Origin of the sequence: Mycobacterium rhizamassiliense (assembly GCF_900157375.1) — a bacterium.
Lineage (GTDB): Bacteria > Actinomycetota > Actinomycetes > Mycobacteriales > Mycobacteriaceae > Mycobacterium > Mycobacterium rhizamassiliense.
In genome coordinates this window covers 1,399,520-1,412,057 of the sequence record NZ_LT721901.1, presented here as the reverse complement: position 1 = coordinate 1,412,057, position 12,538 = coordinate 1,399,520, and the positions used below count along the sequence as shown (strand labels likewise).

The window sequence follows — 12,538 nt, the reverse complement described above, 5'->3', positions numbered from 1 at the left end:
GTGTTTTAGTGCGCGGTCCATCGTCGCGCGCTGTCCACGTACGCCCCGAACCGGGGCCGCACTTCGTCGAAATCGATGCCATACTCGACCGGGTCCGCGCGCGAGCTCGGCTCGCGCGCGGCGGCCGCCTGCGCCCACCAGCTGTGCATCCGCATCTCGAACAGTTCCCCCACCGGGGCGCCCAGCCACGCGTACAGGCCGGTGACCTCTCCGATCGGATCGTCCTGCATGGCGCGAAAATCGATGTCGTAGAACCGATCCTCGGCGCCGTCGGCGCGAAACTTCAGCGCGCGATCCATCCCCAACGACCAGTGCTCGACGTTGAGGCCGCCGATATACCGCCGGTCGATCTCGTCACTGAACGACCCGATGATGTCGGCGTACAGGTCGGCCACCGACAGGATGACGTCGGTGGGATCGCGGTGCGTCATCACGAACTTTGCATCGGGAAACGCCGCATCCAGCGAGTCGAGCCACAGCACGTGCGACGGGCACTTCAGCCGCCATGGGCGCTGCGGCTCGCCCCAGGCCAGCAGCTTCATCACCCGGCGCTGGTAACGCAACGTGGGGGTGAGGTCGGTCTCGTGCACCAACCACGTTGAATAGGAAGGGATTTCGGCGAACGACTGAAAGATGTGGGATTTGAAGTCCAGCGCCATCAGCTCGTGGCACTCCATCGGGCCGTGCGTATCGCCCGGTACGTGGTGGCGGGTGCCGATCATCTCGCCCTTGTCGGCCGGGATGCGCGGGTCGGCGCCCCGCACGGTCGACGGCGGCGGGCAGGGTTGCGACGATTCCCACCGGCGCAGGTAGCGCACTCCGGGATCCTGCGCCAGCAGCATGGAAAGCGCCGTGGACCCGGTCCGGGGCAGGCCCAATCCGATGAGCGGACCGATGATTTCGACGTCGTCGATCTCCGGGTGCCTGCGGTACCAGTCCTCGACCTGCAGGCGCTGTGACAGGTAGCCCGCGATGCGCTGATGCAAAAACGCCTGGCCGCGGTCGTTGAGCCGTGCCTCGTTTCGCAGCGCGGACAGCAGGAGGTCGAGGCCCTCGGCGTAGGAGTCGTCACCGAAGTCGGTCAGCCCGGTCTGCGTGCTGGCCTCGTCCAAAACCGTTTGGCTGGTCAGCATCTCAGCCCATCCACTGCCCGCCGGCAACGTCGATGGTCTGTCCGCACATGTAATCGGCCGCCTCCGAGGCCAGGAAGGCGACCATGTTGGCGACTTCCTCGGGCAGCGACGCACGGCCCAGCTGGACCTGGTTGGTGATCGCCTCGTGGATGGCGCCGCGGCCGGCGCGATGCTGGTCGCTCTGCGGATCGAGCAGGTACTGCTTCATGTCCGGCTTGATCATGATCCCAGGAGCCACGCCAAGGACATTCACGCCGCGCAGCGCGACCTCATGCGCCAGGTTGCGGGTGAAGCCGATGACCCCGGCCTTGCAGGAGTTGTAGACCACCAGGCCGCGCTGCTGGATGCGGCCGCCGACCGAACCGATGTTGATGATCTTTCCCGAACCCTGCGGCAGCAGGTGCTGCAGCGCTGCGTGCGCGCCGTACATCATCATCGTCAGGCTGCCGAGGACCGTGTAGTCGATTTCCTCTTTGGTCTGGTTCTCGAACGGCCCGGCCGCGACCATCACCGGGTTGTTCACCATGATGTCGAGGCCGCCGAGTTCGTCGCGGGCCTGGTTGACCGCGTCGTGCACTTGGTCCCAGTCGGACATGTCGGCCTTGACGGGGATCGCCCGCACCCCCCAGCGCTGCTCGACCTCCTTGGCGCGGCGCTCGACTTTCTCGAAGGTGCGGCCGATCAGCGCGACGTCGGCGCCGCAGCCCCCCAGCCGGTTCGCGATCGCCTGCCCCAGGCCGTCGCCGCCGGCCCCGGTGACGAAGGCCTTCTTGCCGGACAGGTCCATCAACTCGGTCACCCGTTTGCCGACGATGTGCTCGGGCAGCCGGTCCAATCCCAGCAATTGCACCCAGTCCTGCTCGTCTTGCAGGGTCATCACCGATCGCCTCCACTCAGACCGGGACGGCATCGCCGTCCGCACATCGCCGACGATATGGCGACATCGGCCCAAGTCGGTAATACCAATTCAGGAAACCAGTCATGCCGCTTTTGTATGGCTGGTAGACGTGGAGGCGATGGATACCCACCGGCTCAAGTACTTCCTGCGCATCGCCGAGGAGGGCTCGATCACCCGGGCGGCCACGGTGCTCGGAATCGCCCAGCCCGCGCTGAGCCGCCAGATCCGGCTGCTGGAGGAGGACCTCGGCATCACGCTGTTCCATCGGACCCGTCGGGGCGTGCACCTCACCGAGGAGGGCGAGCGCCTGCGCTCGTCGACCGCCGCGCCGCTGCGGCAACTCGAGCTCGCGGTGCAGTACGCGGGATCGCCGCTGGCCCGCATCGAACGCGGCCTGCTGTTCGGCATGGTGCCGACCGCGGCCGGGGTGCTGGCCGCGCCGCTTCTCGCCAGCCTGGGCGCGGCGTTCCCGAACGTGCACTTCCACGTCGCCGTCGCCGAGACCGACGACCTGGTCCCGCGCATGCTCAGCGGCGCGGTCGACCTCGCGGTGCTCAATCCGGTGGCCGATGACCGCCTCTTCTACCGGCACCTGGTGGTCGAGGACCTCGTTCTGGTCGGCGGTCCCGCGTCGGACCTGTCCCCTGACAAGCCCGTGCCCTTCGCGGGCCTGGCCAGCCTGCCGCTCGTCATGCCCAGCGCCCCGACCGGGATCCGCAACACGTTGGAGAACACCGCGCTGCGGGTCAAAGTCGCTATCACAGCACGCTATTCGACCGATTCGCTGGAAGTCTCCAAGCAGCTGGTCGCCGCCGGACTCGGATACGCGGTGCTGCCGCTGGCGGCGTGTGGCGGCGACGTCGACGCGGGGCGGCTGCGATGCGCGCCTATCTGCGAACCCGAGATCAACCAGCAGCTGGGTGTTGCGGCCACCGCGGCGCTCGAGCTGCCCCGCGAGTTCGCCACCAAGATCGGAATCCTGTTGCGCGAGGAGGTTTCGCGCCTCACCAAGTCGGGGCTTTGGCCGGCGAAGTTCACGCCGTCGCCGGTGTGGGATCCGCGCCTTCCCGAGCCGAACTAGACCCGGCTAGGCTTCGCGGTAGACCTAAGGAGACATCATGGACGTGACGGTTGTGGATCGGGGACCTCGGCAGGTGTGTCGCAGGGTCGACGTCGCCGCGCCGGCCGCAGACCTGTGGGCCCTGGCCGCCGACCCCCGGCGGCACGGCGAGCTGGACGGGTCGGGCACGGTGCAGGACAACCTCAAGGTTCCGGCGGAAGTCCTTGAGGGGTCTAAGTTTTCGACGAGCATGAAGATGAAGGGTGTGCCCTACCGCGTCACCAGTACCTTCACCGTGCTGAAGCCGTACGACGTGGTCGAATGGCGCCACCCGGTCGGCCATCGCTGGCGCTGGGAATTCGAATCACTCGGACCGGACCTGACCAGGGTCACCGAGACCTTCGACTACCGCGACGCCGGTGCTATCAAGAACAAGCTGAAGTACTACGAAAGGATGGGTTTCGCGAAGGCCAACGCGAACGGCATCGAGGCCACGCTGGGCAAGCTGCGTGACCGCTACGCGCAGTAACTGATCAGCCGGCGTCCGGATCGGCGGCATCCCAGGGGACCACGCCGGACGCCCAATGGCTGAGTTGCTCGACCTGGTCGTTGCGGTGCAGGTGGCGCGGCGGGGTGGCGAAGGTCTCGTAGGGCCGGCAGCGGATGACCACGCGATGTTCCCGCTCGCACATCGTCGAGATCTGCGGTCGCGCCTCCGCGCCGAGCGGCTGGCCCGACATCCGGCCGGCAACCGCCATCATCACGTCGACCGCGAGCTCGTGATCGTCTTCGACGGTCGCGTCGGCATACACCTGCAGATAGGTGAAGGGCCACCGCTCGTCGAGGACGCACAGGCTGACCTTTTCGTCGCGCTCGATGACGCGGGCCTTGCCGCGGCCCGCCATCGTGGAGACCAGGAGTTCGTCGGTGTCCGTCGGGATGTAGTACACGACGGACATGCCGGGGCCGTCGTTGCGCCGGCGGTAGCCGAACACGCAGGTGCGGTGGGTGAGGACGAACTGGCGCCGCTCGGACGGAAGCATGTCGCGATCGGTCGGCGCCGTGAAGGGTTCCGGAGCGAGGGGAAGAAGCATGGCGAAACGTCCTCACTGTCAAGGGCATTGATCTTGGCCTTATTTACGGATACAGTGTCTCCGTAAATCATCGCGGTGTCAAGCCGAGGAGGGCTGTGACGAACGTCAACGAGTCGTCGCCGGGGCGATCCCGCGGGCGCCCGGCCGTCCCGATGGACCGCATCCTGTCGGCCGCCGTCGAATTGCTCGACGAGCAGGGGGCCGACGCGCTGTCGATGCGATCGCTGGCGCAACGCGTGCAGTCGGGCACCGCGATGCTCTATCGTCACTTCGCCAACCGGTCGGAATTAGTCTCGGCGGTGATCGACCACATCCTCGGGGAGGTCGATCTCGATCCGGAGGCGCTCGCCGCGCTGCCCTGGCAGCAGGGTTGTATCTTGCTCGCACAGCACATGTTCGACGCGCTGAGCCGGCACGGCAACGTCGCCGTGTTGCTGATCGAGTACACCCCGGTGGGGACCAACGCGCTGGCCAACCGCGAGCTCTGCCTATCGGTGTTGCTGGCCAATGGTTTTCGGCCTTCGGTGGCCGCCCACGCCTATGCGATGCTGGCCCGCTACGTCCTCGGTTTCGCGATCCAGCAGTCCGGGACGGCGGCGGGCGACAGCGAACACGACGCCCAGCTGTCGGCGACATTCCGCGGGCTCGACCCGGCGCGCTACCCCGCGACCGTCGCGGTCGCCGACGACCTCCCGGTTCCGCTGGCCGAGGAGTTCGGCTTCGGGTTGCGGCTCATCGTCTCCGGGCTCGAGCACCTGCCTGCGGGGCAATGAACCAAACGCCCCCACGCATCGTCTCCGCAGCGTGACCGACGACGACCGCGTGGCGCTCCCGCTTTCCCGATGGGGTCTACTCATCAGTCGATACGGATTGGTAATTGTGTTGGCGTGGATCGGTTTCGGGAAGTACGTGAAGATGGAATCGCGGGCGCTCATCGAGCACAGCCCGCTGATGAGCTGGATCTATGACGTGTTCAGCGTCGCCACGGTCGCGCATGGCCTCGGCACGATGGAAATCGTCGCGGCCCTACTCATCGCGCTGCGGCCAATCTCGCCCCGCGCCTCCACGCTCGGCAGTGCGCTGGCCGTGCTGCTGTTCGTGGGGACGCTGAGCTTTCTGTTCACCACACCCGGGGTGGTCTCGACGCGCGCTGCGGGCGTGCCCGTGCTCTCGGCGCTACCGGGACAATTCCTGCTCAAGGATCTGGTGTTGATCGGCGTGGCGCTGTGGTCGCTCGGCGAATCACTGGAGGCATTGCGCCGCAACCGGTTAGCGCGCGAACAATGAACCCCGGATGAGCCGCTTCGCCGCGGCGAGCGTGGCGGCGTAGGGCTCCGGCGGCAGGGTGGTTGATCGCTCCGACAGGCCACGGGTCAGCGCGCAGACGGCCTCCACCACGGACGCGGGCGAGGCGCCCGGCGCCAGCGTTCCCTGCGCCGCGGCGTCGGCGACGATCTCGGTGACGACCTCGCGCAGGGCCCTGGACCCTGGGTACCGCGAGCGCGCCGCGCTGCCGGCGCGCGCCGCCCGCAGGAACGCGGCGAGGTAGGGATGGTCGCGCATCAACCGTTGCGATTCGTCCAGCACCGCATCCAGCCGGGCGACCACGTCGTCGGACTGCGCGGCCGCGGCACGCAGCCGGGGCGCAACGATGTCCTCGATCTCCTCGCCGGTCGCCTCGAGTAGCTCGGACTTGTTCGGGAAGTAGTGATACAGGCTGCCGCTGGTCATCTCGGCGGCGCGGGCGATCTCCCGGATCGTCGTCTGCGAATAGCCGACCTCGGCCACGCAGCGCATCGCCGCGGTGAGGATTCGGCGACGGGTCTGCTCGGCATCTGCGCCCACCGGCCTGCCGAGCCGTTCACGCACCGCACACCTCCGCGACAGCCGGTCCTCATCGGTGAGACGAATATATCCACTGACCCGGATATATTCGACGGATGCCCCAGACACAGCTGGGCCGTCCCGTCGGTGCCAGCGGTGAGGAGACCCGGCAGCGGATCATCGCGGCGACGATGAAATGCGTGGCCGAGGTCGGCTATTCGCAGACGACGATCCGGGAGATCGCTCGCATGGCGAACGTGACGAGCCCCAGCCTGTACAACTACTTTCCCAACAAGTCCGAGCTGATCAAGGCGGCCATCGCGGCCCGGGCCGAGGTCGCCATGCCGCGGCTGCGTCAGGCGGCCGTGGTCGCCGCGAACATCGTCGACCGGATCGAAGCGCTGCTCGACGAATCCGGCGCCTTGCTGCGCGAGTACCCGGACCTGGCGGCGTTCGAGTTTGCGATTCGCGCGGAGAACCTGATCGACACCTCCCGCGGCCAAGCCGAGGGGTTCGAAGTGTTCCGCGGGATCATCGAGGACGCCGTCGGGGACGCCCACCGGCGCGGCGAACTGGGCGACGGCTGCGACCGTCGCGGGGCGGTGGAGGCGATCTACGCCCTCGTCTACGGCCTGACCGAGCTGGCCGCCGCGGTGCCGCCGGCGGACTACCAGGCAGCCTTGGCCGCGGCGAAGGTGCTGGTCAGGGGAGCACTCTTCACCGCGTCCCCTTGATGCGATCAAGTGATTGATTATAGAGTCGGCTCACGAGGAGCGGAGTCGAGACCTTGACCGAGACTGCTGGCCTGACATTCGACGTGGAAGCGCTGCGGCAGAGATATGCCGACGAGCGCGCCCGCCGTGTGCGCCCCGAGGGGATCGCCCAGTACGTCGAGATCTCCGGTGAGTTCGCCCGGTACGCCGACGACCCCTGGGCCGACGACACGACGGCGCGCGAACCCCGCACCGACGAGATCGACGTGGCCATCATCGGAGCCGGCTTCGGCGGGTTGCTGACGGGCGCGCGGCTACGCGAGCTCGGTGTCGAGAGCGTGCGGCTGATCGACCGGGCGGCCGACGTGGGGGGCACGTGGTACTGGAATCGGTATCCGGGCATCGCCTGCGACGTCGAGTCCTACGTGTACATCCCACTGCTGGAGGAACTCGGCTACATCCCCGAGGAGAAATACTCCAAGGGCGCCGAGATCTTTGCGCACTGCCGCCGCATCGCCGAGCACTACGACCTGTACCGCGACGCGTGCCTGCAAACCGACGTCCACGAGATCCGTTGGGAGGCTGGAACTTCGCGTTGGATCATCCGGACCAACCGGGGCGACGAGATGCGGGCCAAGTTCGTGTCGATGGCAAACGGGTATCAAGCCAAGCCCAAGCTGCCGGGGATCCCCGGGCTGGGGGCGTTTGGCGGTCACACGTTCCACACCAGCCGATGGGACTACGGCTACACCGGCGCGAAGCTGGAGAACCTGGCCGGCAAGCGCGTCGGGATCGTCGGCACCGGGGCGACCGCCATCCAGTGCGTACCGCATCTGGGCGCCGCGGCGGGCCAGCTCTACGTCTTTCAGCGCACACCGTCGTCGGTGGATGTGCGCGCCAACGCGCCGACGGACCCGCAGTGGGCCAGTGCCCTGGTGCCCGGGTGGCAGCGCCAGCGGATACAGAACTTCCAAATCCTCACGGCCGGTGGGCAAGCGGCTGAGGATCTGGTCGCAGATGCCTGGACGAGCATCACCCGCAAGCTTCCGGTGATGCGCCACGACGGTGACGGCTCGGTGGACCCCGAGCAGCGCGGCCGCGACATCGAGATCGCCGACTTCGCCAAGATGGAGGAGATCCGCGCCCGGATCGACGGGATCGTCGCCGACCGCGCCACCGCCGAGGCGCTCAAGCCCTGGTACGGCTACTTCTGCAAGCGGCCCTGCTTTCACGACGAGTATCTCGAGACGTTCAACCGGGACAACGTGACGCTGGTCGATACCCGCGGCCGCGGCGTGGAGCGGATCACCGAATCCGGTGTGGTGGTCGACGGGGTGTCCTATGAACTCGATTGCCTGATCTTCGCGACGGGTTTCGAGGTCGGCACCGACTACTGTCGCCGCACCGGGTTCGAGCTGATCGGCCGTGACGGCGTGTCGCTGACCGAGCGCTGGAGCGACGGCGTGCGCACGTTCCAGGGTCTGTGCGCCAACGGCTTTCCCAACTGCTTCATCGAAAGCATCTCCCAGGCAGGGTTGACGGTGAACTTTCCGTACCTGCTCGACGTGCAGGCGACGCATGCCGCCTGGGTCATCGCGTGGGCCCTCGAGCACGGCGCCACCGAAGTCGAGCCGAGCGTGGCCGCGGAGGCCGCCTGGGTCGACACGGTGGTCACCAGGTCGGCCGCCACCGCGGAGCGGGCCGCGACGTGTACCCCCGGCTACTACAACCGGGAGGGGAAGGCGGACGCCAAGACGCGGCAGGGCAGCTTCTTCTTCGGCACCCCGACCGAGTACGCCGACATCCTCGAAACATGGCGGGCGACGGGCGATTTGGCAGGCCTCGACATTCGCGGCGTCGATTCATGAAGTACGTCCTCGGAAGACTGCGAGCGACGACCCGGCGCCGGCGCGCGCCGAGGGTCGCGATCATCGGGGCCGGCTTCGGCGGGCTCGCCACGGCGGTTGCCCTGCGCCGGGCGGGCATCGACGATCTGGTCATCATCGAGGCCGGCGACGGCGTCGGGGGCACCTGGCGGCGCAACACCTATCCCGGCGCCGCCTGCGACATCCAGAGCCACCTATACTCGCTTTCCTTCGCGCCCAACAAGTCCTGGAGCCGCACCTACGCGCGGCAGCCCGAGATCCTGGCCTACCTGGAGTCGGTGGCCGATGACTTCGACCTGCGCCGCCACCTCATGCTCGACACCAGAGTGTGCGCGATGCGATGGGACGCTGACGCGTGCAACTGGACGTGCGAGCTGGACGGCGCCGCCGGTCCCGGCACGCTGACCGTCGACGCGGTGGTCTGCGCCGTCGGCTTGTTCGGCCTGCTGAAGCTGCCCGACATCGCCGGGCTCGCCGACTTCAAGGGCGTGCTCATGCACACCGCCCAGTGGGACCACCGCGTCGATCTGACGGGGCGGCAGGTGGCGGTCATCGGAACGGGTGCCAGCGGCGTGCAGGTGGTTCCCGAGCTGGCGAAGATCGCCAAGCGGCTCAAGGTATTTCAGCGCACCCCGCCATGGATGGTGCCCAAGGACGACCGCCCCTACAGCGCAAGGGAATTGGCGCGGTTTCGGCGCGATCCGCTGGCGGTGCCACGGACCCGCTGGCAGATCTGGAAGTTCCAGCACGACAACACCGCGACCTTCGCCGACGACCCGATCGTCGCGGCGCGCAGTCACGTCGCGACGTCGTTCCTGGAACGCACCGTGCCCGGCGAGCGGCTTCGCGGCGCGCTGACGCCGGACTACCCGTTCCGCTGCAAGCGGGTGCTGCTCGGCGACGAGTACTACCGGGCGCTGCAGCAGGACAACGTCGAGCTCATCACCGACCCCATCGACCGCGTCACCGAGACCTCCGTGGTCACCACGACGGGCGACGCCGTGGATGCCGATGCGATCGTGCTGGCCACCGGATTCGAGACGTCGCAATACTTGTCGGGCATCGACGTCGTGGGCACGGGCGGCCAACGGCTGCACGACCGATGGGGCGAGGACCCCAGCGCCTACCTGGGTGTGGCGGTCAGCGGGTTCCCCAACTTCTTCATGCTCTACGGCCCGAACACCAACCAGGGCGGGAACTCGATCGTCTACATCCTGGAGGCAGGTGCGCGCCTGGTGGCCAGTGCGGTCAGCCGGCTGGCGCGGCGCGGCGGCTGCCTCGAGGTGCGCCCGCGGGCCGAAAAACGTTACAACGACCAGCTTTCCCGGGACCTGGAGCGCACCATCTGGACGCAGTGCGACAGCTACTTCCGTTCGGCCTCCGGCCGCATCGTCACACAGTGGCCGTACACCGAGCTGGAGTACGCCCGGCGGACCTGGCGGTTGCGTTCGCGCGACTGGCTGCACCGCAAGGGTGCAGCTGCCGGGAACCGGCTAGCCGATGCCGAAATCGATGACACCGCGGACCAATTGGCCGGCGGATAGATCGGCGTAGGCCTCGTTGATTTCGTCAAGCGCATAACGCTTGGTGATCATCTCGTCGAGCAGCAGCTGGCCCGACTCGTACATCCCCGCGAGCAGCGCGATGTCGCTGTGGGGATTGCAGGATCCAAACACTGTGCCGCGCAATGACTTGTTCATCAGGATGAAGTCCTGCAGGGCGACGTCGATCGAGCCGAGCGCCGGGGCCGGCAGGCCGGTCAACACACAGGTGCCGCCCTTGCGGGTGAGCTGCAGCGCGACGCCGACGTCGGCCGCGCCGATCATTGCGGGGGAGACGACGACCGCGTCGGCCATCACGCCGCGGGTCAGCTCCCGCACCAGTTCGATCGCCTCGGCTCCGGTCGCCGCGGTATGGGTCGCGCCGAAGCCCGGCGCCGAATCACGTTTGAAGGCAACGGGATCAACCACGACGATGCGCGCCGCGCCGCTGATGCGCGCGCCCTGAATGGCCGCCGTCCCGATTCCGCCCGCACCGATCACCACCACGGTGTCGCCCCCGCGCACCCCGGCGCGGTGCGCGGCCGAACCGTATCCGGTGGGGACCGCGCACGCCAGCAGCGCCGCGGGCACCAGTGGGAAGCTTCGGTCGATCAGCACCAGCGAATCGGCGGAGACGACGGTGTGTTCGGCGAACGCGCCGATCTTCGAGATATGACCCAGGTTTCGTCCGTCGACACTGTGATGGCGAAACGTGCCGTCCGTCGGCATGCCCGGCGCCAGCGTCCCGGAACCGGTGTCGCACAGGTACTCCATGCCCGAGGAACACCACCGGCACCGGCCGCACACCGCGACAAAGGACGTGACCACGTGATCGCCCGGCGCGAAGCGGGTCACCCCGTCGCCCACTTCGACGACGACGCCGGAGCCCTCGTGTCCGCCGATCGTCGGTGACATGGCCGGCAACCCGAGTTCGCGCACCACGTCCGGCCGGGGCGCCAGCCTGCCTTGCCGGATGTGCTCGTCGGAGTGGCACAGCCCGGCGGCGGCCAGGCGCACCAGAACTTCGCCGGCCCGCGGTGGGTCCAGCTCGAATTCCTCGACCGACCACGGGCTGCCGTATTCGTACACCACGGCCGCGCGGCTTCTCATCGACGCGTGCCGCCTCTCCATCGGGTCACGGGTTAAACGATCAATCGTTTGATTATAGAAGCCGTCGATATTTACGTCAGGGTGATTTTCAGGGCTGCCGAAAAGTGGCCCGGTGGCTAACATCGCTGAAAATGCTCGTCAGCCAGACTTCATGCTGGTAGATAGCGGTGAGGGGACGGCTGGGAGATGGTGCAAGCGCCGCCGTTCGCCGCGCCCGCACCGACGTGGCGGCGCATTCCGTGGCTCAACGTCCTCGGTGTGGTCGCCCTCGTCTTCGCCGCGACCGCGCTCGTGGTGAAGAACTTTCCCGCCGCAGGCACCAACCAGATCCTCAACGTCTCCTACGATCCGACGCGCGAGTTGTACGCGGCGATCGACAAGGCGTTCATCCCGCAATACCGCACGCACAGCGGAATCACGTTGGACATCAAGGAGTCTCACGGCGGTTCGGGTCGGCAGCTGCGCAGCGTGCTGGACGGCAGCCAGAAGGCCAGCGTGGTGTCGCTGGCGCTGATCAGTGACATCGATGCGCTGAGCAAGCGGGGGCTGGTCGCCGCGAACTGGCGACAGCGGCTGCCGAACGGCTCGGTGCCGTACACGTCGACCATCGTGTTCGTCGTCCGCAAGGGCAATCCCAAGGAAATCCACGACTGGCCCGACCTGATCCGCCCGAGCGTGTCCGTGGTGTCGCCGAACCCGCGCACCTCCGGCAACGGTCAACTCAGCGTGCTCGCGGCCTGGGGCTCGGTGACCACGCGCGGCGGCAGCCCGGCGCAGGCCGGTGCCTTCGTGAAGTCGCTGCTGCAGCACGTCGCGGTGTCCGACGCCGGTGCCCGGGGCGCGGGCGACAGCTTCACCGTCGCCAGGACCGGCGATGTGCAGCTGACGTGGGAGAACGAGGCGCTGCGCGAGGTCGCCGCCAACAAGGACGAGCTGCAGGTCGTCTACCCGCCGGTCAGCATCCTGGCCGAGCCGGCGGTGGCCTGGGTCGATGCGAACCTCACCGATCCCAAGACGGCGACCTACGCCAAGGCCTACCTGGATTACCTGTTCACCGATGCCGCGCAGGAACAGGTCGCGCAATACGGTTACCGCCCGTTCAAGGCGGACATCCTCGCCAGGCACGCCGACCGGCTGCCCCCGCTGACCCTGTTTCCGATCAGCGCCATCGCCAAGGACTGGACCGACGCACGCGAGCAGTTCTTCGGGACGAACGGAATCCTCGACACCAACTCGGCGGCGCCCGGCGCGGCGTCCGGTACCTAGCGGAAAGACGAAG

At 67.7% G+C, this 12,538-nt stretch carries 13 protein-coding genes; 8 read left to right on the top strand and 5 right to left on the bottom strand.

Translation table 11 applies throughout. The features are described 5' to 3' along the window. Positions 1 to 5 precede the first annotated feature (5 nt). Both MRAB57_RS06955 and MRAB57_RS06950 read right to left on the bottom strand, forming a co-directional pair. Positions 6 to 1,133, bottom strand: coding sequence for a sulfotransferase family protein (locus MRAB57_RS06955; protein WP_077086924.1), 1,128 nt, complete (start codon positions 1,131 to 1,133; stop codon positions 6 to 8). Between the two features lies 1 nt (position 1,134). Beyond that, complete coding sequence (locus MRAB57_RS06950; protein WP_077086923.1) at positions 1,135 to 2,010, bottom strand: SDR family NAD(P)-dependent oxidoreductase; 876 nt, start codon at positions 2,008 to 2,010, stop codon at positions 1,135 to 1,137. Positions 2,011 to 2,149: 139 nt separating this feature from the next. Between MRAB57_RS06950 and MRAB57_RS06945 the strand changes: the two genes are divergently transcribed. Both MRAB57_RS06945 and MRAB57_RS06940 read left to right on the top strand, forming a co-directional pair. Further along, the gene (locus MRAB57_RS06945) at positions 2,150 to 3,112 is read left to right on the top strand and encodes a LysR family transcriptional regulator (RefSeq protein WP_077090434.1); all 963 of its coding nucleotides are present in this window, start codon (positions 2,150 to 2,152) and stop codon (positions 3,110 to 3,112) included. Positions 3,113 to 3,149: 37 nt separating this feature from the next. Next, positions 3,150 to 3,620: an SRPBCC family protein gene (locus tag MRAB57_RS06940; protein ID WP_077086922.1), complete on the top strand. Its 471-nt coding sequence runs from the start codon at positions 3,150 to 3,152 to the stop codon at positions 3,618 to 3,620. 4 nt (positions 3,621 to 3,624) lie between these two features. Here the strand turns inward: MRAB57_RS06940 and MRAB57_RS06935 are convergent, their stop codons facing one another. Then, the gene (locus MRAB57_RS06935; RefSeq protein WP_077086921.1) at positions 3,625 to 4,185 is read right to left on the bottom strand and encodes a pyridoxamine 5'-phosphate oxidase family protein; all 561 of its coding nucleotides are present in this window, start codon (positions 4,183 to 4,185) and stop codon (positions 3,625 to 3,627) included. A gap of 152 nt (positions 4,186 to 4,337) precedes the next feature. Between MRAB57_RS06935 and MRAB57_RS06930 the strand changes: the two genes are divergently transcribed. Both MRAB57_RS06930 and MRAB57_RS06925 read left to right on the top strand, forming a co-directional pair. Continuing rightward, positions 4,338 to 4,958 (top strand): TetR/AcrR family transcriptional regulator, encoded by a 621-nt coding sequence (locus tag MRAB57_RS06930; protein WP_077086920.1) that lies wholly within the window; start codon positions 4,338 to 4,340, stop codon positions 4,956 to 4,958. A gap of 31 nt (positions 4,959 to 4,989) precedes the next feature. Continuing rightward, entirely contained in the window at positions 4,990 to 5,472 is a 483-nt protein-coding gene (locus tag MRAB57_RS06925) for a YkgB family protein (RefSeq protein ID WP_245835860.1), read from the top strand. Here MRAB57_RS06925 and MRAB57_RS06920 read toward each other — a convergent pair. Next, the gene (locus MRAB57_RS06920; protein WP_245835859.1) at positions 5,455 to 6,054 is read right to left on the bottom strand and encodes a TetR/AcrR family transcriptional regulator; all 600 of its coding nucleotides are present in this window, start codon (positions 6,052 to 6,054) and stop codon (positions 5,455 to 5,457) included. The genes MRAB57_RS06925 and MRAB57_RS06920 overlap by 18 nt on opposite strands. 71 nt (positions 6,055 to 6,125) lie before the next feature. Between MRAB57_RS06920 and MRAB57_RS06915 the strand changes: the two genes are divergently transcribed. Genes MRAB57_RS06915 through MRAB57_RS06905 form a run of 3 tightly spaced genes read left to right on the top strand, consistent with a single transcriptional unit; the run spans position 6,126 to position 10,152 of the window. Next, entirely contained in the window at positions 6,126 to 6,743 is a 618-nt protein-coding gene (locus MRAB57_RS06915) for a TetR/AcrR family transcriptional regulator (protein WP_077086919.1), read from the top strand. 53 nt (positions 6,744 to 6,796) lie between these two features. Then, complete coding sequence (locus MRAB57_RS06910; RefSeq protein WP_077086918.1) at positions 6,797 to 8,590, top strand: flavin-containing monooxygenase; 1,794 nt, start codon at positions 6,797 to 6,799, stop codon at positions 8,588 to 8,590. Then, positions 8,587 to 10,152, top strand: a complete 1,566-nt coding sequence (locus MRAB57_RS06905; protein WP_077086917.1) for a flavin-containing monooxygenase — start codon at positions 8,587 to 8,589, stop codon at positions 10,150 to 10,152. Before MRAB57_RS06910 ends, MRAB57_RS06905 begins: the two co-directional genes overlap by 4 nt. Here the strand turns inward: MRAB57_RS06905 and MRAB57_RS06900 are convergent. Continuing rightward, positions 10,102 to 11,259, bottom strand: a complete 1,158-nt coding sequence (locus MRAB57_RS06900; RefSeq protein WP_077090431.1) for a Zn-dependent alcohol dehydrogenase — start codon at positions 11,257 to 11,259, stop codon at positions 10,102 to 10,104. The two genes, MRAB57_RS06905 and MRAB57_RS06900, sit on opposite strands and share 51 nt — an antisense overlap. Positions 11,260 to 11,445: 186 nt before the next feature. Between MRAB57_RS06900 and MRAB57_RS06895 the strand changes: the two genes are divergently transcribed. Further along, a complete protein-coding gene (locus MRAB57_RS06895; RefSeq protein WP_077086916.1) occupies positions 11,446 to 12,525 on the top strand; it encodes a sulfate ABC transporter substrate-binding protein in 1,080 nt (359 codons plus the stop codon). Positions 12,526 to 12,538: the final 13 nt, after the last annotated feature.

Excerpts from the sequence above, each read along its gene's own strand:
- MRAB57_RS06900 (WP_077090431.1), bottom strand. The coding sequence starts at position 11,259 with ATGAGAAGCCGCGCGGCCGTGGTGTACGAATACGGCAGCCCGTGGTCG.
- MRAB57_RS06945 (WP_077090434.1), top strand. The coding sequence starts at position 2,150 with ATGGATACCCACCGGCTCAAGTACTTCCTGCGCATCGCCGAGGAGGGC.
- MRAB57_RS06935 (WP_077086921.1), bottom strand. The coding sequence starts at position 4,185 with ATGCTTCTTCCCCTCGCTCCGGAACCCTTCACGGCGCCGACCGATCGC.
- MRAB57_RS06940 (WP_077086922.1), top strand. The coding sequence starts at position 3,150 with ATGGACGTGACGGTTGTGGATCGGGGACCTCGGCAGGTGTGTCGCAGG.
- MRAB57_RS06950 (WP_077086923.1), bottom strand. The coding sequence starts at position 2,010 with ATGACCCTGCAAGACGAGCAGGACTGGGTGCAATTGCTGGGATTGGAC.
- MRAB57_RS06955 (WP_077086924.1), bottom strand. The coding sequence starts at position 1,133 with ATGCTGACCAGCCAAACGGTTTTGGACGAGGCCAGCACGCAGACCGGG.
- MRAB57_RS06915 (WP_077086919.1), top strand. The coding sequence starts at position 6,126 with ATGCCCCAGACACAGCTGGGCCGTCCCGTCGGTGCCAGCGGTGAGGAG.
- MRAB57_RS06930 (WP_077086920.1), top strand. The coding sequence starts at position 4,338 with ATGGACCGCATCCTGTCGGCCGCCGTCGAATTGCTCGACGAGCAGGGG.
- MRAB57_RS06895 (WP_077086916.1), top strand. The coding sequence starts at position 11,446 with ATGGTGCAAGCGCCGCCGTTCGCCGCGCCCGCACCGACGTGGCGGCGC.
- MRAB57_RS06905 (WP_077086917.1), top strand. The coding sequence starts at position 8,587 with ATGAAGTACGTCCTCGGAAGACTGCGAGCGACGACCCGGCGCCGGCGC.